The 18,516-nt window shown below is 61.9% G+C and carries 19 protein-coding genes; 12 read left to right on the plus strand and 7 right to left on the minus strand.

From position 1 onward, the window contains the following. Nucleotides 1-98: 98 nt before the first annotated feature. From XW59_RS28160 to XW59_RS28200, 9 genes are all read left to right on the plus strand, one after another. On the plus strand, nucleotides 99-743 hold the full coding sequence (locus tag XW59_RS28160; RefSeq protein WP_052958569.1) for a GntR family transcriptional regulator: 645 nt from the start codon (nucleotides 99-101) through the stop codon (nucleotides 741-743). Between the two features lie 168 nt (nucleotides 744-911). Next, complete coding sequence (locus XW59_RS28165; RefSeq protein ID WP_082137871.1) at nucleotides 912-1,712, plus strand: ABC transporter ATP-binding protein; 801 nt, start codon at nucleotides 912-914, stop codon at nucleotides 1,710-1,712. Continuing rightward, nucleotides 1,712-2,602, plus strand: coding sequence for an ABC transporter permease (locus XW59_RS28170; RefSeq protein WP_052958570.1), 891 nt, complete (start codon nucleotides 1,712-1,714; stop codon nucleotides 2,600-2,602). The genes XW59_RS28165 and XW59_RS28170 overlap by 1 nt, the downstream gene beginning before the upstream one ends. Nucleotide 2,603: 1 nt before the next feature. Further along, entirely contained in the window at nucleotides 2,604-3,512 is a 909-nt protein-coding gene (locus XW59_RS28175) for an ABC transporter permease (protein WP_047148946.1), read from the plus strand. Continuing rightward, a complete protein-coding gene (locus tag XW59_RS28180) occupies nucleotides 3,509-4,543 on the plus strand; it encodes an ABC transporter substrate-binding protein (protein ID WP_047148947.1) in 1,035 nt (344 codons plus the stop codon). Before XW59_RS28175 ends, XW59_RS28180 begins: the two co-directional genes overlap by 4 nt. Nucleotides 4,544-4,613: 70 nt before the next feature. Beyond that, entirely contained in the window at nucleotides 4,614-5,702 is a 1,089-nt protein-coding gene (locus XW59_RS28185) for an amidohydrolase family protein (protein WP_047148948.1), read from the plus strand. Between the two features lie 142 nt (nucleotides 5,703-5,844). Next, nucleotides 5,845-7,173, plus strand: a complete 1,329-nt coding sequence (hisD, locus tag XW59_RS28190) for a histidinol dehydrogenase (RefSeq protein WP_047148949.1) — start codon at nucleotides 5,845-5,847, stop codon at nucleotides 7,171-7,173. Further along, on the plus strand, nucleotides 7,173-7,937 hold the full coding sequence (locus XW59_RS28195; RefSeq protein WP_136068559.1) for an SDR family oxidoreductase: 765 nt from the start codon (nucleotides 7,173-7,175) through the stop codon (nucleotides 7,935-7,937). Before hisD ends, XW59_RS28195 begins: the two co-directional genes overlap by 1 nt. An 8-nt stretch (nucleotides 7,938-7,945) precedes the next feature. Continuing rightward, nucleotides 7,946-8,959 (plus strand): LacI family DNA-binding transcriptional regulator, encoded by a 1,014-nt coding sequence (locus XW59_RS28200; RefSeq protein WP_047148951.1) that lies wholly within the window; start codon nucleotides 7,946-7,948, stop codon nucleotides 8,957-8,959. Here the strand turns inward: XW59_RS28200 and XW59_RS28205 are convergent. After that, entirely contained in the window at nucleotides 8,956-9,351 is a 396-nt protein-coding gene (locus XW59_RS28205) for a hypothetical protein (RefSeq protein ID WP_047148952.1), read from the minus strand. The two genes, XW59_RS28200 and XW59_RS28205, sit on opposite strands and share 4 nt — an antisense overlap. A 99-nt stretch (nucleotides 9,352-9,450) precedes the next feature. On the opposite strand from XW59_RS28205, the gene XW59_RS28210 reads away from it, so the two are divergent. Continuing rightward, nucleotides 9,451-10,644: an FAD-dependent monooxygenase gene (locus XW59_RS28210; protein ID WP_047148953.1), complete on the plus strand. Its 1,194-nt coding sequence runs from the start codon at nucleotides 9,451-9,453 to the stop codon at nucleotides 10,642-10,644. Between the two features lie 25 nt (nucleotides 10,645-10,669). On the opposite strand, the gene XW59_RS28215 is transcribed toward XW59_RS28210, so the two are convergent. Both XW59_RS28215 and XW59_RS28220 read right to left on the minus strand, forming a co-directional pair. Then, nucleotides 10,670-11,305: a glutathione S-transferase N-terminal domain-containing protein gene (locus tag XW59_RS28215; RefSeq protein WP_052958571.1), complete on the minus strand. Its 636-nt coding sequence runs from the start codon at nucleotides 11,303-11,305 to the stop codon at nucleotides 10,670-10,672. Nucleotides 11,306-11,314: 9 nt separating this feature from the next. Then, nucleotides 11,315-12,268, minus strand: coding sequence for a cyclase family protein (locus XW59_RS28220; protein WP_047148955.1), 954 nt, complete (start codon nucleotides 12,266-12,268; stop codon nucleotides 11,315-11,317). A gap of 173 nt (nucleotides 12,269-12,441) precedes the next feature. On the opposite strand from XW59_RS28220, the gene XW59_RS28225 reads away from it, so the two are divergent. Next, nucleotides 12,442-13,155: a TetR/AcrR family transcriptional regulator gene (locus XW59_RS28225; protein ID WP_052958572.1), complete on the plus strand. Its 714-nt coding sequence runs from the start codon at nucleotides 12,442-12,444 to the stop codon at nucleotides 13,153-13,155. On the opposite strand, the gene XW59_RS28230 is transcribed toward XW59_RS28225, so the two are convergent. Together XW59_RS28230 and XW59_RS28235 are read right to left on the minus strand one after the other, a co-directional pair. Beyond that, nucleotides 13,112-14,419, minus strand: a complete 1,308-nt coding sequence (locus XW59_RS28230) for a 3-keto-5-aminohexanoate cleavage protein (protein WP_052958573.1) — start codon at nucleotides 14,417-14,419, stop codon at nucleotides 13,112-13,114. The genes XW59_RS28225 and XW59_RS28230 overlap by 44 nt on opposite strands. After that, nucleotides 14,416-15,525, minus strand: coding sequence for an LLM class flavin-dependent oxidoreductase (locus XW59_RS28235; RefSeq protein WP_047148956.1), 1,110 nt, complete (start codon nucleotides 15,523-15,525; stop codon nucleotides 14,416-14,418). The genes XW59_RS28230 and XW59_RS28235 overlap by 4 nt, the downstream gene beginning before the upstream one ends. 118 nt (nucleotides 15,526-15,643) lie before the next feature. On the opposite strand from XW59_RS28235, the gene XW59_RS28240 reads away from it, so the two are divergent. Continuing rightward, nucleotides 15,644-16,555, plus strand: coding sequence for a LysR family transcriptional regulator (locus XW59_RS28240; protein WP_047148957.1), 912 nt, complete (start codon nucleotides 15,644-15,646; stop codon nucleotides 16,553-16,555). 54 nt (nucleotides 16,556-16,609) lie between these two features. On the opposite strand, the gene XW59_RS28245 is transcribed toward XW59_RS28240, so the two are convergent. Continuing rightward, nucleotides 16,610-17,920 carry a TRAP transporter large permease gene (locus XW59_RS28245; RefSeq protein WP_047148958.1) on the minus strand — a complete coding sequence of 437 codons (1,311 nt, stop codon included), beginning with the start codon at nucleotides 17,918-17,920 and terminating at the stop codon, nucleotides 16,610-16,612. Next, entirely contained in the window at nucleotides 17,920-18,507 is a 588-nt protein-coding gene (locus tag XW59_RS28250) for a TRAP transporter small permease (protein WP_047148959.1), read from the minus strand. Before XW59_RS28250 ends, XW59_RS28245 begins: the two co-directional genes overlap by 1 nt. Nucleotides 18,508-18,516 lie beyond the last annotated feature (9 nt).

Below are 18,516 nucleotides of genomic sequence, written 5' to 3' on the forward strand. Positions count from 1 at the left end.
GCGGCGGGCACTGACCGCGGGATGATTTGGCAAGATTCCGTCCAAGCAGACGGTATTCGAAAGCCTTTTACGTGAGATATCAGAAATAGGAATTCCGTTTGGCTCTTGCACGCAACAAGGTCTTCGAGATGGTCCGAAGGGAAATCCTCACCTGTGAACTCATGCCTGGCGTCGAACTGCGCGAGGGAGAGTTGGCCCAGCGCTATGGCGTGTCGAAGTCGCCGGTGCGCGATGCGATGCAGAAACTGGAATTCGAGGGCCTCGTGGAGATCGAGCCCCGCCGTGGCCATCGTGTCCGCCCGATTTCCGTGCGGGATGCCGAGGACCTGCTCGAACTGCGTGTCATCCTCGAAGGTGCGGTGGTGCGCAAGATTTCCAACGAGGCGAGCGACGAGGAACTCGCCGGGCTCGATCGCTTCCGCACCGCCGATATGTCCTCCATCGAGGCTTTCGCGGAATATAATCGCGATTTCCACCACGCGCTCTCCATGCTGTCGAACAACCAGCGGCTGGCGGAGGAAACCAAGCGGGTGATGGAATTCTACGATCGCCTCTGCGTGATCTCCCTTTCCACCCTGAGGCAGGAGGGTGGTTTCGAGGGACCTCTGGCCGATCACAACGCAATCATCGACGCGATCCAGGCACGCAACGGGGCGCTCGCCGCCCGGCTTTCACATAAGCATGTGACCAAGTCTCGCGGACAAATCATGCGAGGCCTGGAAAGCCGTCCGATCGTCGCCTGAAAGCGACCCCTGCTCCTGAAGGGGCAGGCAGGACGGGCCTCTGTGAGGCAGTAGGATTGAAGGGCATGACGCGGGCACCTCGCCCGCGAACGGACTGGCGTGGAGGTCGCCCGCCGAAGGAGTGGGACGGTTAAAGGAAACGCGGCGGACTCAGGGAGGAGATACGCCATGACTGCATTGCCACGCAAAGTGGAAGCCGGCACAGCGACGGACGTCGCCGACATCGTCATAGCCGGCGGCGGCGTCGGAAAGACGTTCGGCGGCGGAGCCGTCGTCGCCCTCGAGGACGCCTCGTTCAACATTCCGAAGGGTTCTTTCGTCTCGCTCGTCGGACCTTCGGGCTGCGGCAAGTCCACCTTGTTGCGGTTGATCGCCGGATTGATCGAGCGCAGTTCCGGCAGCCTCACCGTCCATGGCAGGGAGGTCAGCGGTCCGCATGCCGATGTCGGCATGATGTTCCAGCGGGCGACGCTGCTCGATTGGCGGACGGCGGTCGAGAACGTGTTGCTGCCGACCGAAATTCACCGCAAACCCACCGCCGAGGATCGTTCGCGCGCCGTCGAACTCCTGAAGATGGTGGGCTTGAAGGATTTCGTGTTTTCGTTTCCGAGCCAGCTTTCCGGCGGCATGCAGCAGCGCGTCGCGCTCGCTCGCCTACTGCAGACCGGTGCCGACATACTGCTTCTCGACGAGCCGTTCGGTGCGCTCGATGAATTCACGCGCGAGCGGCTGAACCTCGAGCTGATGCGCATAGTGGCCGAGGTCGGCGCAACCACGCTTTTCGTCACGCACAATATCGGCGAGGCGATCTTCCTGGCGGACAAGGTGATGGTGATGACTCCGCGTCCCGGCCGCCTCGCCCGCATGGTGGACGTGCCGTTTGCCCGCCCACGCCGGCCGGAACTGCAGCAGACGCCCGAATTCAACGCCCTCGTGGCCGAGGTTCGCGACATCCTGGGGACGCATTGATGGTCGTGCTTACCTCATCCACACGGGAGCAGGATCATGGAACCCGACGCGGCGCGGGATCATTCTTCCACGCGGCCGCCTTCCATCCGATCGTCCGCCATTTCGCCATTTTCGCCGTTCTGATCGGCGCATGGGAGATCGGCGCCCGCACCGGCACGATCGACCCGCTGGTTCTGCCCGCCCCAAGCGCCATTGCCGAAGCAATGTGGCGGCTGTTCGTCACGCAACGCAACATATGGTGGCATCTGCTCGTCACCATCGGCGAGGTGCTCGCAGGCTTCACCGCTGGCTCGATCCTCGGCATCGGCCTCGCAATCGTCGTCGGACTGAATCCGATGGTGCGCAAGCTGCTGAAGCCCTACGTCATCGTGCTGGAGGCAACGCCGCGCATCGCCATCGGACCGCTCATCATCGCCGCGCTCGGCTTCGGTTGGTCATCCAAGATCACCATCGTGATGCTGGTCTGCTTCTTCGCGCCCTTCATCAACACGCTGAGCGGCATGCTCAGCGTCAACGAGGGTGCCTATGAACTCTTCCGCTCGCTGCGGGCGAACAAGTGGCAGATATTCACGAAGTTGATGCTCTTGGATGCCATGCCGGTCATCATGGCCGGGCTCAGGCTTGCCATGGCTTCGGCTCTCTCGGGTGCTCTCGTTGCGGAGTTCATCTCCGCCTCGGAGGGGATGGGCGTGCTGCTCAAGCGATACACCGCATCGCTCAACATGGCCTCCGCCTTCGGCTGCCTTCTAACGCTCACCGCCCTGGGTTTCGCCATCTACAGGACCATGGAAGCCGTCGGAAACCGGATCGTCTTCTGGCGGCACGCGCCGCAGATGGATGCGGTGTCCCGCCGGCGTCAGGCCCAGTGGCAACGTAACTGGGGGGCTTGAGATGAGTACCGTACAACAGACCGGAGCGACCGATCAGGCGACCTTCCGCCTGTTCTCGATCGCAACCACGCTGCTGCTGCATCTGAGCATCTTCGCCGCGCTGATCGCCATGTGGGAAGGTGTGATCGCCGCAGGTCTCGTGAACGAGTTCCTGCTGCCGCGGCCAAGCCGCATCGCAGCCGCCATCGGAAAGCTCTATCTCTTCGACAGAACCATCTATTGGCATTTCGCGATCACGATGTATGAGGCCGTCGCGGGCTTTGCGATCGGCGCCGCTGTCGGTATCGCCCTTGCCGTCAGTTCCGCGCTCAACGACACTTTCCGCCGCTACGTCGCGCCTTATGCCATCGTGCTCAACGTTACGCCCGGTCTCGCGCTGACCCCGATCGTCATCGCATGGTTCGGTTTCGGCTGGGGCTCGAAGATCGCGCTCGCCGCGATCATCTCCTTCTTCCCCATCTTCGTGAACACGCTTGCCGGCCTCACCCAAAGCGACGCCGACCGGCTGGAAATGTTCCGTTCGCTGGGGGCCAGCCGCTTTCAGATCTTCTGGAAGCTCAGGATACCGGACGCCCTGCCTGTTGCACTGGCCGGGCTCAAGATCGGCATGACGACCGCACTGATCGGTGCCGTCGTAGCGGAGTTCGCCCAGGCTACCGAAGGCGTCGGCGTATTGATGCAGCGCTATTCCTTCAGCCTCGACATGGCTGCCGCCATCGCGACCCTGCTGTCGATGTCCCTGATGGGGCTGATCCTCTTTTCCATCATGGAACTGGTGGACGACCGCGTCGTCTTCTGGCGTCGCGACGCGCGCATGGCCGTCATCTCGAGGAAACGCGCTGCGGCCTTCGCCCGTGAAAATCCGGGACTTCAGACAAACAACAAACATAACGCAGGAGGAAGACAATGAGGAAGCTAGCAGGACTTTTGCTCGCCGGCTTTATCGCCGCACCGTCGACAACCGCCTTCGCGCAGGATGTGACCACCGTCAACGTCATCATGCCCTTGCCGCGCTCGGCGCATTTCTATCCGCTGATCGTCGGCGAGGCTCTCGGCTATTTCGAGGACGAAGGCGTGGAGGTAAATCTGCTGCCGTCCTCGACGACGATCCCTTATGTGGCTTTCGTCCAGAACCAGCAGGCGGATCTTGCCATGCTCGATCCGTCCGAGACCTTCGCCGCCGTTTCGGCGGGCGCCGATGTAAAGGTGGTCTACGAGGTGATGCAGAACGCGCCGGAGGGGATCGCGGTTTCGGCCGACAGCCCTGTCGCGAACGTCTCGGAACTGAAGGGCACGACGGTCGGCCTCGTTTCCGACCGCGACCGCAACACGCTCGGCATCGCGCTGGGAACGGCCGACCTGACGATCGACGACGTAACCACCGTCGTTGTCGGCGAGGCCGGTCCGACCCTTGCTAACGCGTTCAAGACACAGTCCGTATCCGCGATCGCAGGCGCGGTGCCCGACTGGCTGGCGCTTCAGGCGAACGGCATGCAGATCAAGATGATCACCCCGGAAGAGGTTTCGCAGACGCCGGCGAATTCCTTCGTCATCAGCGCCAGCCGCATCGACGAGCTGCGCGAGCCTATCCAGGGCTTCCTGCGCGCCTGGTCGAAGGCCATGCATGTGGCCGAGATTGACCCGGACGCGGTCGCCGAGATGTCAAAGGCAGCCGTGCCGGAGGAGTGGGAGAACGAGGAGTTCGGACGCCAGTTTCTTGACGCGTCAATTCCCATGAATGTGTCCTCGACCGAAAGGGCCGGCGATCTGCAGCCGGAGATCTGGTCGGCGATCCAGCCACGCATGGTCGCCGTGGGCGCGCTGCAAGCCGAGGTCGACCCTGCGACCTTCCTCGACAACAGCTTCATCGAGTTCGCGAACGACTGGGATGCGGAGACCGTAAAGGCCGACGTGAAGGCCTGGAAAGACGCCAATCAGTAAAGCGCCAACGGCGCGCCGGCGCCAAGCGGCGGCGCGCATTTTCACGCAATTAATCAAGGAAAAGCATTCAATGGAACACAGCGTCATTAACACGCCCGAGCTTGGCGAGGCCGTAAACCGCTACGGAGCGACCGCCGCACGGAAAAATCCCGGCAAGCCGCTCAGGCTGGACAGCCGGACGATCGACATCCATGCCCATGTCGCCGTGCCCGAGGCAGCACGCTATGTCGAACCTCATCTCAATATCGGCCAGATCGCGATGGTGCGTCACTCCAACGACGAAACCAAATCGATCAACCGCAAGCAGGACCAGGATCGCACCCTCGCCATGAGCGACATGGACGACCGGCTCAAGGTTCTCGACAAAATGGGCATTGACTTCCAGGTCGTCGCCCCACCGCCTTTCCAGTGCTATTACCAGGTCGAACCCGAGCATGCCGTAAAGGCGACGCGCATGGTCAATGACGGAATCGCCGCTTTCGTCGCCAAGCGGCCCGATCGCTTTGCCGGGCTTGGAACCGTCGCGTTGCAGGACCCCTCCGAGGCCGTGCCCGAACTGGAACGCTGCATGGGCGAACTCGGCTTCAAGGGCGTCGAGGTGCTCACCAACGTCAATGGAGACGAGCTGGCGGATCCGAAATACGCGCCGTTCTGGGCGAAAGCCGAGGAGCTCGGCGCGCTCGTCATGATCCACCCGAACGGCTTCACGCACGGGGAACGCTTCCACGACTATTACTTCTCCAACGTGGTCGGGAATCCGCTCGAAACGACAATCGCGCTGCACCACATCATCTTCTCCGGCCTGCTCGAACGCCTGCCGAACCTGAAGATCCTCGCGGTGCATGGCGGCGGCTATCTCCCGGCCTATTCGGGTCGCATAGATCACGCATGGGGCGCGCGGCGCGATTCCAACGCAGGCCTGCCCAAACCGCCCACCGAGTACCTGCGCAAGGTCTATTTCGACAGCGTGGTCTTCACGCCGCACCAGCTCGACTACCTCGTCGGATTGTATGGCGCCGACAAGATCGTCATGGGAACGGACTACCCCTATGACATGGCGGATTACGATCCGGTCGAGCACGTGCTTTCCGCCTCCGTCTCCGAAGAGGACAAGGCGAAGGTCGGCGGGCTGACCGCAGCCCGGCTGCTGGGCCTCTGAAGCTCGGCATGCATCGTTCCGCCGGGCGATCGGTCCGGCGGACGAAACCTCGGATGCAACGGCATAGCTCAAAAGGGATCGGCTTGCGTCCGCGCTTGGTTTTGTATACGTATTCAAACAGGTTTTGCACGGGAGGAGCAGTATGGCCGTCACCTACCTCAAGAGAGGCAAGCCGCAGGCCGAGCGGGCCGAGGACGATGCCAAGGTTCGCGCGAGCGTCGAGACGATCCTGAAGGACATCGAAACCCGCGGCGACGCGGCGGTGCGCGAGCTTTCCCAGAAATTCGACACCTACGCGCCCGCATCCTTCCGGCTCAGCCGGTCGGAGATCGATGCCGCGATGAACCGCGTGTCCACCCGCGACATGGAAGACATCAGATTCGCGCAAACCCAGATTCGCCGCTTCGCCGAAGCGCAGCGCGCCTCGATGACCGATATCGAAATCGAGACGCTACCCGGCATCGTTCTCGGTCATCGCAACATCCCGGTACAATCGGTGGGTTGCTACGTGCCGGGCGGCAAATTTCCGATGGTCGCCTCCGCGCACATGTCGGTGCTGACGGCGTCGGTCGCCGGCGTACCGCGCATCGTCGCCTCGGCCCCGCCGGTCAAAGGCGAACCGCACCCGGCAATCGTTGCGGCCATGCATATGGGCGGCGCACATGAAATCTATGTCCTGGGCGGCATCCAGGCGGTGGGCGCCATGGCACTCGGCACCGAGACGATCGAGCCCGTGCATATGCTCGTCGGCCCCGGCAATGCCTTCGTCGCGGAAGCAAAGCGGCAGCTCTACGGCCGGGTCGGCATCGACCTTTTCGCCGGGCCGACCGAGACCATGGTGATCGCCGACGAAACCGTCGACGCGGAGATGTGCGCCACCGATCTGCTGGGTCAGGCGGAGCACGGTTACAACTCGCCAGCCGTGCTGGTCACCAACTCGCGCAAGCTGGCCGAGGACACCCTTGCCGAGATCGAACGCATCCTGAAGATCCTGCCGACGGCCGAAACGGCATCCAGAAGCTGGGCCGACTACGGCGAGGTGATCCTGTGCGACACCCATGAAGAGATGCTCGCCGTCGCCGACGATATCGCTTCGGAGCACGTGCAGGTGATGACGGATCGCGACGACTGGTTCCTCGACAACATGACCTCCTACGGGGCGCTGTTCCTCGGACCGCGCACCAACGTCGCGAATGGCGACAAGGTGATCGGCACCAACCACACCCTGCCGACCAAGAAAGCGGGCCGCTATACCGGCGGCTTGTGGGTGGGCAAGTTCCTGAAGACCCACAGCTACCAGAAGGTGCTGACCGACGCGGCGGCTGCCGAGATCGGCGAATACTGCTCGCGGCTGTGCATGCTGGAAGGCTTCGTCGGGCATGCCGAGCAGGCCAATGTGCGCGTGCGGCGCTATGGCGGGCGCAATATCGGCTACGGCGAACCAGCCCTTCATCGGGAGGACGCGGTATGATGGAACTCCCCGGCGCACCGACGTTCCGACTGGAAGGCAAACGCGCTCTGGTGGCAGGCGCCTCGTCCGGCATCGGTCTTGCCTGCGCAACGGCGCTTGCCGACGCCGGTGCCTTCGTAACGCTGGCGGCACGCCGCAAGGCGCAGCTCGACGATGCGGTCGACGCGATGGCGCAGCGGGGCTGGCACGCCGAAGCCGTGTCGCTGGACATCGCGGATGTCGGCGCGACGGAAGCCATGGTCGAGGCAACCGAGCCCTACGACATCCTCGTGAACAGCGCAGGCATCGCCAGACACGGCCCCGCGACCGAGACCACGCCTGAGGATTTCGACACGGTGGTCGGCGTCAATCTGAAAGGCGCATACTTCCTGACGCGCGCGGTCGCAAGGAAACTGATCGCGGCCGGCAAGCCCGGCTCGCTCATCAACGTGTCGTCCCAGATGGGTCATGTCGGCGGTGTCGACCGTGCCGTCTATTGCGCAACGAAATTCGCGGTCGAGGGCTTCACCAAGGCGATGGCGATCGAGTGGGGCAAAGCGCAGATCAGGGTGAACACGATCTGTCCGACCTTCATCCGCACGCCTTTCACCGAAACCACCTTCGACCGCCCCGAACGCGTCGCCTGGATAGAGGAGAAGATCAAGCTCGGCCGCACCGGCACGGTCGAGGACGTGATGGGCGCGGTGATCTATCTCGCCTCGGACGCCTCGTCGCTGGTGACCGGCACCGCTCTTCTCGTGGACGGAGGTTGGACGGCGGATTAGAACGCTGTATGTCTTCCAATCGCGTTACCTCGATAGACGTTGCGAAACTGGCCGGCGTGAGCCAGGCGGCTGTCAGCCGTGTGTTCACACCCGGTGCAAGCGTCTCGCCCCGGATCGTCGAAAAGGTGCGTCTCGCGGCCGACAGGCTGGGATACCGACCGAACCGGCTTGCGCGTTCGCTCAATACCGGACGCAGCGGCATCATCGGGCTGGCCATCGGCTATCTGGAGAACCAGTTCTACCCCGAGCTGCTGCAACAACTTTCCGCGTCGCTTCAAACCAACGGCTATCATGTCCTGGTCTTCATGACGGGCAACCCTGACGAGGATGTCGACAAGGTTGTCGCCGAAATTCTCGACTATCAGGTGGATGGATTGATCGCCGCGTCGGTCGGCATGTCGTCGCAATTGGCGCGGCGGGCGCAGGCCGCCGGCGTGCCGGTCGTCCTTCTCAACCGCAGCCAGGACGACAGCACGATGTCCTCCGTCACGTCCGACAATCATGCGGGTGGGCGCAAGGTCGCCGATTTCCTGGTAGCCGGCGGGCATCGCCGCATTGGCTATATTGCGGGCTGGGAATCGGCATCCACGCAGCGCGATCGCGAGGCCGGTTTCCGCGAGGGGCTCGCTGCGCACGGGGTGGGGCTTTGGGCGCGCGCGCGCGGCGAGTTCGAGCGCGAGGCCGCCGCCGATGCTGCCCGCGAGCTTTTCTCGACCGGTAACCGGCCCGATGCCGTCTTCGTGGCCAACGACCACATGGCCTTTCCGGTCATGGACGTGCTGCGCCACGAATTTGGGCTGCGTATCCCCCAGGACGTTTCCGTCGTCGGCTACGACGACGCACCGCCGGCAAATTGGCCGAGTTATGATCTCACCACCGTCCGGCAGGACCGTCCGAGCATGGTCGCGGCCTGCGTAAAGATCATACTGGCCGGAATCGAGAATCGGGACAGCCCACCGCAGCGCATCGCAATCGACGGGCCTATCGTTATTCGTGGTTCTGCACGCATCCCGCCACGCTAAAGCGAGAGCGGCGCGTTGGCGCTGCGCTTATCCTCCACCGTGGCGAAGGTCAGCGTGGTATCGCCGATATTCTCCAGATCGTGCGTCATGAACTCGCCCTCGGCGAAGTCCATGTGGCGCGTCATGCCGACCTCGTAATCCATCTCGCCCACCTTGCCATCCGAATGGCGGGATCGCGCACGACCTTGCGATGTCGCAACCCAGAAATAGTTCAGCACGTGGGTGTGGAACGGAAGCCGCTCACCTGGTTCGATCGAAATCAGCCAGATGCGATAGCGATCCGTCTCGTTGACCAGCGTGCTCCCCACCCGACCGTTGCCGCCCGCATTCTCAGCCTCGGCGCGCAGTGCCGGCGTCCAATGTGAACCTCCCCCATCGTGTCGCTGAAGCATGTCTCTCTCCCTGAAACGCGGATGTCGTTTGCGCGATTGTCAATCGCTCCTTATTTATATACTGATAAATAAGGAAGTCAAAGCGAGGGAGAGAGATTTATGGGTCGCAAGGCTATCGTTTGCGGCGGTTCGATCGGCGGTCTGTTTGCGGCGGCCATGCTGCGCCGGACGGGATGGGAGGTCGTCGTCCTCGAAAGAACGGCGGTTGAGCTGTCGGGACGCGGTGCCGGCATCGTCACCCACGATCTCCTCAACGGCCTGATCGAGAAGACCGGCGCGACCACGGACGATCTAGGTGTCCACGTGCGGAAGCGCGTGGCATTCGACCTCGAAGGCAAGCCTGTCAAAACCATCGACTATCCGCAGATCGTCACTTCATGGGACCGGGTGCATTCGATCCTACGCGGATTGATGCCGGACGGAACCTATCGTCTCGGCGTCAACGTCACCGGCTATCGCGATCATGGAGATCGCGTCGAAGTGCAGACCGCCGATCACGGCGAGATCGAAGGCGACATTCTCGTCGGGGCTGACGGCTTCCGTTCAGTCGTGCGCGGCGTGATGCATCCGGAAGTCAAGCCGCGCTTTGCCGGCTATGTAGTCTGGCGGGCGCTGACCCTGGAAGCGGATGTTCCGGAGGATGTCCGCAGCGAGGTGTTCGACCATTTCGGTTTCTTCCTGCCTACGGGGACACAGATCGTCGGCTATCCGATCGCGGGCCTCGGCAACGACCTGCGCCCCGGGTATCGGCGCTATAATTTTGTCTGGTACGCGCCGGTCAATGGCAGCGGATTGGACGACATGCTTACAGACGCGCAGGGCATGCGCCATGACCTGTCGATCCCGCCGCCGCTCGTCCGCAGCGACGTTCTGGGGCAAATGCAGGACTTTGCCGCCTCTCACCTGCCCAAGCCTTTTCTCGAAATTCTGGCGCGCTCGGAGCGGCCGTTCTTCACGCCGATCTACGACCACCTCTCACCGACTTTTGCCGATGGCCGGGTCGCACTTGCGGGCGACGCTGCCTGCGTCGCGCGCCCCCATGTCGGCATGGGCGTAACCAAGGCCGCCTGTGACGCGGATGCGCTTGCCCGCCATCTCGCCGGGTCCAATGTGGTGGAGGGGTTGGAGGCCTATTCAAGGGAACGCGTGCCACTGTCGCGCATCGCGTATGAACTGGCGCAGGACCTTGGCAGAATGATCTTCGAAAAACCGGCATCGGGAGGCAATGCGAACGGACGCACGAACCCGAACATCGACACGATCATGTTCAAGACCGCCGTGGTGCCGTCCTGAAACGGCACCGCGGTTCGAAGCAAGGTCAGAGCGCCCGCAGTTCTTCGTAGGACGTGGCGATATGCCTGGCATACCCCTCGCGACCGGCGAGTGTTTCCGCCCAGCGCTTCACGGCTCGCATGGATGACGGCAACAGGCCGAGATCGAGCGTCCGATGCATGAGGCTTCCAGCAGCGATGTCAGCCATGCCGAATGTATCGCCCGCGAGAAACGCGCTTTCCGATAATTTTTTCTCCAATATCGCCAATCCGGCCTCATACTCTGCGCGGGTCCTTGCGACCGTTTCTGCACTGCGCTGCGCTTCCGGCGTACGCACCAGTTGCCAGAAGACGCCGATGAAGGCGGGCTGGAGCGTGGATGTCGTGAACTCCATCCACTGATCCATGATCGCGCGTGCCTTGGCATCATCGGGAACAAGCGTCTGCGAAGCTGAAGGAGATGAGCCCAGATAGCGCAGAATCGCGTGCGATTCCCACAGCACGAAGCCATCTTCCTCGAGCACGGGCACCCGACGCATCGGGTTCATGCGCGCGAACACGTCCATATCCACCACGCCGTATTTGCCGCCGGCGTCGACGCGTTCATAGGAGATGGCAAGCTCATCCAGCGCCCACAGAACCTTCTGAACGTTGACCGAACTTGCACGGCCCCAGATCTTCATTGTCATCTCCTACTTGATCGCCTGCGGATTGGCGGGCGAGCCCGCACCGCCCGGCAGGTTGAGCGGCGGGGCGCAGAAGAAGAACTCGTAGACACCGTCCTCCGCGCAATCTTCCGCCAGTTCCTTCAGGTAATAGATTTCGCCCATGGCGATGCCTATGGCCGGGATGACGACCCAATGCCACGGCTGGTTCGCTTCGTCGGTTTCGTTGGGACGCACCTCGCAGCCCCACGTGTCGGCGCAGATGGCCGCAATGTCCTTCTCGCGAATCCAGTAGCAGGTCTCGAAGGCGAGGCCGGGGGCGTCACCGCCCGCATAGCCGGTCCAGTCCTCGCGCTTGAGACAGTCTTCCTGATGGCCCGTACGCACGATGACGAAATCGCCCTTGCGGATTTCCACATTCTGGGCGACCGCGCAGCCGTCGAGATCTTCATTGGTGATCGCATAGCCGACAGGGAGCATGTCGACGCCCTTCCAGCGCGCGATGTCGAGCAAGACACCGCGACCCACGCATTTGTCGCGATAGTTCTCGATGCCGTTCTTCTGGGCACCGCGCGCATCGACGAGCGTCGCAGGGTAGCCGTTCCACATTTTGTCGTCGAGGAAGATATGCGCCAGCGCGTCCCATTGGGTCGATGCCTGACAGGGCATGCTGATTGCGTCGTCCGCATAGCGCAGATAGGCGCCGATATCCTGATTTCCGGCTGCCGCGTCCGTGCCGGTCGCCAACATGGTGTGAATTGGATTCCAACGGCCGCCGAACAGGCCCGACTGGATCTTCTGATCCAGCGCCAGACCCAATGCGAAAGTCTTGCCCTTACGGATCAGCTTTCCCGCGTTGACGATATCTTCCGGGGTCACATTGTTGAGGGTTCCGATCTGGTCGTCCTCTCCCCACCTGCCCCAGTTGGAAAGCTTTTCGGCCGCTTCGTAGATCGCCGCACGGTTGACGGTCTTCGTCATGAAATTCTCTCTCCCACGCTGTTCAAGTTCACTGCGAATAGGTATTTATCACCTGATAAAAATATTCCACACTGCGTGGTACCATGCAAGTACGAGCTGCATGTTTATGCGGTTGTGCGAGCCGCATTCATCCATGCTAGAAAGTCTCATCCAAGGAGACGTAACGAGGAAACGTGAACCCAAGCGACAAGAAGCCGAAGAGGCTGTCACCCGAGGAACGCAAGCGGCGACTTCTCGAAAAGGCGATCGACTATTTTTCAGAAGAAGGTTTCGAAGGGGGCACGCGCGAGCTTGCCCGCCAGCTCGGCATCACCCAGCCGTTGATCTATCGCTATTTCTCCACCAAGGCGGACCTCATCAACGAGGTTTATCACGCCGTTTACGTCAGCCAGTGGCAGGAAAGCTGGGCTCAGAACCTGCAGAAGCGCGACAGGCCAGTGCGTGATCGCCTCATCGAGTTCTACGATGGTTATACCAACGCGATCTTCAATCGGCACTGGATGCGCATATTCTTCTTTGCCGGTCTGAAAGGTCTCGACATCAACACGCGCTACATACGGCGGGTAAGCGACCATCTGTTGCGTCCGATCTGCCGGGAGATGCGCGCGGAGTTGGGGTTCGATGTCGAAAAACCCTTGCGGCAGGCGGAGTTCGATCTCGTGTGGATGATGCACGGCCTCGTCTTCTATCAGGGCATCCGGGAGCACATCTACAAGGTGCCCTACAAGGTGAACCACGAGTTCTCCATCCAGATCGCGGTGGATATGTATATCACCAAGTCCCGCGAGGTGATCGAGGCGGCGCTGAAGGACCCCGCGGCCGACCTCGCACCCGCCGCAAGCTTCATCCCCGAGCAACTGGTCCAAGTCGCCCCCGACAGAATATGAGCGGCTCATGTCCCTCGTTGCGGCATTCCAGCACCTGGCCGACGAAAATCTCGTGATCACCACCATCATAGCGGGCCCAATGCTGGCACTGTAGCGTCGCAACGGTGTCGTCCAGCACGGGCAGCCCATCGATCCCGCGATGCCAGGCGATGCCATCGAAACGATCATCGACATTGCGCGAGAAGGTATGGCAGATCTCGTGCTGGTGGCTGGCCAGGATGTTGACCGCGAAGCCGCGCGCGGCGGCGAAGTGCGGCATGCTCCACGCCTTGCGGGCAAGGCTCCAAAGTACGAGCGGGGGATCGAGCGACACGGAAGAAAACGAGTTGACGGTGACGCCGATCGGCACGCCTTCCTGCGTCGATGCCGTGATCACGGCCACGCCGGTCGGGAAGCAACCGAGCGTCTTGCGGAAGTCACCGGCTGCGATCTGGCTTAAGGGTTGCCGGACTGTCTGGCTCATCGTCTGCTCCATCAATCTGCTTCCCAGTCTAGCGATTTCCGCAATCACGGCTACACGCGCGGCGTTGTCTGCCGCGACGCTTCCGTCGGCGTGCAGGAAATTGTTCTCGAAGCCCACGCGTGCCTTGCCGCCCAGCGCCAGCACGGCTGCAAGAGCTGCCGTTTCCGGCGGGCCGAAAGCACATGCGGTCCATTCAGCCTTGTGTGCGATGGAGCTGGCGCGAAACGCCGCGAGATAATCGACGAGCGAAGCCGGATCGGTATCGTCGCCGCCATAGCGGCCGAGCACGAACAGGACGTCAAGGTTGACGTCGGGAACGACGCCGCGCTCGACAAGCGTCACGAAGCGTTCGAGTTCCTTAGGGCTATAGAGCAAATACTGAATAGCCCTGTCCCGCGCCACCGCCTGTTCAAGCGTGCGCGTCGCCAGCTCCTCGTGTTCGTCGCTTGGCACCAGCTCGCGCATCGCGACACTGAAAGCGGGTGCGTCGACACCATCGAAAATGTCACCGATCTCTTCGGGGCTGTAGCGCCCAACCGCCTCGGTCGTCACCTGGATGAGCAGCCCGTCGTCGGTGGCGCGCCGGATTGCCTTGACCGCGGAGTTGTAGCGATCGGCGTCGAGCACGTGCAGCCCGGCATCATCGCGAACGTGGATATGTATCGCCTGCGCGCCGGCCTTGCGGCAGGCAATCGCGGTTTCCACCAGTTCGTCTTCCGTGATGGGGAGCGCGGCATGCGCAGCCTTGCCGTGGCGCGCACCGTTGGGCGCCACCATGATGAGCGGGGTGCGCCGGCTCATTCGGCAGCCGCCTGATCGGACGCGCCGATGGCGTCGTTGACGGCCGGCATCACCTTTTCGGCGGCAAGCCGCATCGAGGTCCGCGCCAGTGCCGGGTCGGCCCAGTCCTTGCCGGCATAGAGCAGGGTACCGAAATCCCCCACCTCCTCACGGAAAGCCAGAACGTCTTCCGTCACCTTGTCAGGCGTACCCCAAATGATCAGCTTTTCGCAAATTCCGTCCAACGTGACTTCGTCGTCAGGCTGCTCGCGATGTGTCTTGAACAATTCCAGGCGGTTGTGCTTGCGCATCTTGGTCAGCAATTGGCTGTAGTAGAAGCGGTAGGGGCTGTCCGGATCGGTCGCGTAACGCCTGGCCGTCGCCATGTCATCAGCCACGAAAACGCTCTTGGCCACACGCCAATTCTCCGTCTTCGCCTCACGGCCGACGCGCTCGCAGCCTTCGACATATTTCGGCCAGTGCGAGCGCACCCATTGCGGCAGCAGGAAGTTCGCCGAGATCGGATCCCAGCCGCGTGCGGCCGCTTCCGTCACGCCCTTGGAGAAAGGCGCAACGGCGGTAACGACGACGGGCGGGTGAGGCTGTTGGAACGGCTTGGGCATGATGCCCTGACCGATATCGACGAGTTGCGTACGCTCGGTCGATACGGTCCAGTACCGGCCCTCCAGCTTGTAGGGCGCATCCCGCTTCCAGATTTCGAGGACCATGTTGATGGATTCGAGGAACATGGCGTTGCGGTCGGCATCCAGATTGCCGAAGACTTCCGCGTCCGAGGCAAGACCGCCCGGACTGATGCCGAAATTGAATCGGCCATCAAGCATATGATCGAGCATGGCTACCTGGGCAGCGATCGCCGCCGGGTGGCTGTTGGGCATGTTCACGGTTCCAGTGCCCAGCCTTATGTTTTTGGTCTCCGCCGCCAGAGAAGCGATGAACATAGCGCACGAAGTGATGTTCTCTGCCGCATCCGTCACATGCTCGCCGACATACCCTTCCGAAAAACCGAGCTCGTCGGCGAGAAGGAAAGCCTCACGATCTTCGGCCAGGCTCTGGCGCCAGTCCTTGCCGAGCGGGTGTATGGGCATGGTGAAGAAGCCGATCTTCATGGCAGCAATCTATCCAGTTGGAAAAACCGGATATGAATTTATCGCCTGCTACCATTACTGAAAAATAATAGTATCTTAAATTCAGGATCATGAAATCTGATACTATTGGGGAAGCGTCATGTTGAGCCTACGCCAGATCCGTTCTCTGATCGCAGTCTATGAGGAGCGCTCCTTCACGCGTGCAGCACAAAGGGAAAACGCGACCCAATCAGGCATCTCCCAACACATCTCGGCACTGGAGGAGCAGTTAGGGACGATACTGTTCGAGCGGCGACATGGCGGCCCCGAACCCACGCCCGCGGGAGACCTCTTCTATCAACGCTCTCTCGAAATGCTGCGCGCGATGGAGCGCGGCGTTGCCGAGGTGCGCGCCAGCATCGGGCAGGTGTCCGGCGAGGTCAAAGCCGGCGTCATGCCAACCTTCACGCGCTGCGCGCTTCCGCCCGCGCTCGACCGCTTTATGAGCGCCTATCCGCATGTCCGCGTGGAGGTGGTCGAAGGCTACAGCGGCGCATTGTCCGATATGGTGCGCGCCGGCGAGCTCGATATGGCCCTCGTACCCGCATCGGCCGAGACGACGGGCCTGACCCTCTCGCCGCTTTGCTCGAACCGCGAGATGCTCTTGTCCGGCCCCCAGAGCGGATTGAAGCATCTGCAGGCCGTGCGTCTCGCTGAACTCGGTCCACTCGATCTGATCGTGCCCAGCCAGGCCAATGTGCGCCGCCGCCGCATCGAGACCTACCTGGCGACCAACAATGTGCGTGTCGGCAGACTGCTGGAGATGGATGCCATGCTGGGCACGTTGGAGCTCGTGGCACGCTCGCGCTGGATGACGATACTGCCGGGCGTGCTCTGTATCGCGGACGCCGAGGGACGAGAAAGGCGGGTCAATCCGATCGTCGATCCCGAGATGGTCAGCGAGTTCGTCGTCATCGAGCCCGCGCGCCGCGCCCTTTCGCCCGCCGCGTCCCTATTCCTTGCCGCCATGCGCGAAGAGATCGCAAAGCTCGAAAACTTCCCGATCGCTTGATCCTTCCAACAGGAAGGCGGCCACAGGCCGCCCTCCAACCGGTGCTTGGCAGGCTCAGAATGTCACCGACGGTAGCCAGGTCGCCAGTTGCGGGAACAGAATGACCAGAAGCGCGGCGATGAGGATCATCACACAGAACGGGAACGATCCCTTGAATACATGCTTCAGCTTGACACTCGGATCCGGCACCGCGCCTTTCACCGTATAGACCACCAGTCCGAAAGGCGGCGTCAGCAACCCCGCTTCAATGACCAGAATGCCGAAGATCGCGAAGGCCGTGGAGTCGAGGCCAAGCGCAAGCGCTATCGGCGCAAAGATCGGCACGGTGAGAAGGATGATCGATATGGAATCGATCAGCATCCCCAAAATGATCCAGATGATGATCATGACCGCCACGATGACGATCGTTCCTCCCCCGAGACCGAAAAACAGGTTCTGGATGTAATTGACGGCGCCACCCATGGCGAGGAGGCGTGAATACATCGTGGCGGCGATCAACAGCAGCATGATGGGGCCGGTGGTACGCGCGGCACTGTAAATTGCCTGCATGACCTCGCGTCCTCTCATGCCCTTGGCGACACCGAGAACGAGCGCTCCTATCGTGCCGAAACCCGCCGCCTCCGTGGGATTGAAGACCCCTCCCCAAAGGCCGCCGATCACCAGAACCACGAGCGCGAATATGCCGAGGGCCCCGAAGATCTCACCTCGAGCCAGCGGCGTGATGTCTTCGGCGGCTGGAGGGTTGGGCGCCACGTCCGGCCGCATGCGTGCATGGACGACGCAATAGGCAGCGAACATGATCGCGAGAATGATACCCGGAAGAACGCCCGCAATGAAGAGTTTGCCTACCGACGCTTCCGTCAGAATCGCCCAGACAATGAGCAGGACGGAGGGCGGAATGAGCATACCCAGACAGGCGCTGCCGGCTACAACGCCCACCGCATATTCGCGCTGATATCCAAGCCGGCGCATCTCGGGATAGGCGATGCGCGAAAACGCGGCGGCCGAAGCAACGGAAACGCCAGTCACTGCGGCAAAGATGGCATTGCCGGCTACGGTAGCGACGGCCAATCGTCCTGAAACGCGGCGAAGCAGCCGGTTGCAGACTTGGTACAGGTCACCCGCCGCGCCGGATTTGGAGACGAAATCTCCCATCAATACGAAGAGCGGGATGACGATGAAGGTGTGGCTGCGGATCGCCTCGTAGGCCGAGGAACCAAGCAGCGAGACGGCAACATCGAAGCTGCCCATCATGAGGTAGATGCCCAGTACGCTCGTCATGGCAAGCGCAACGGCGATATGAAAGCCGAGCAGCACGAGAACGACGAGCAGCCCGACCATGTACATGACGATTTCGGCGGCCATTACTTGGGCTCCCTGTCCTGAGCCGAAGAGCGGCCCTCATTGTCGAGCCCCATCACCGCCGCAGCTTCGCGGTCATAGGCGAGGATGCCTGGATAGGCGATTTCGTCCTCGAGCTGGTTCGTCCAGTCGAGCCAGATCATGAGCAGATACGAGATGGCGCACATCGCCGATGTGACGAGCAGAATGAAGTGGACGGGCCATACCGGAATTCGCAAGGCGCCCTCGCCTTCGTATTCGCCGATGCGATATGCGAGCATCGCGGGACGCCAGTCGGCGTAGACGATGAGTGCGAAAAGCGCGAGGCCGAGGAGGTAGGCGAGCGTGCGCAGGAACCTGCGCCCTCCAGGCCCAAGAGACTCGGAAACGAGTTCGGTCCGCAGCATCGAACCCGAGAGGATGGCGAGCGGCAGCTGCAGGAATGTGATCGCCACCACCGAGTTCCGGATCACCTCGGTTGCTCCCTGCAGAGGCGACGAATAAAGCGCGCGCCCGAGCACATCGACAATGATGACCACGGCAATCAACAGCACCCACAAGGCTGAAATGACGTGGATTGTACGTGCGAGGCCCACGAAGCCTTTCACCATGACAACCTC

This window comes from Aquamicrobium sp. LC103 (assembly GCF_001014615.2).
Classification (GTDB): Bacteria; Pseudomonadota; Alphaproteobacteria; order Rhizobiales; family Rhizobiaceae; genus LBCQ02.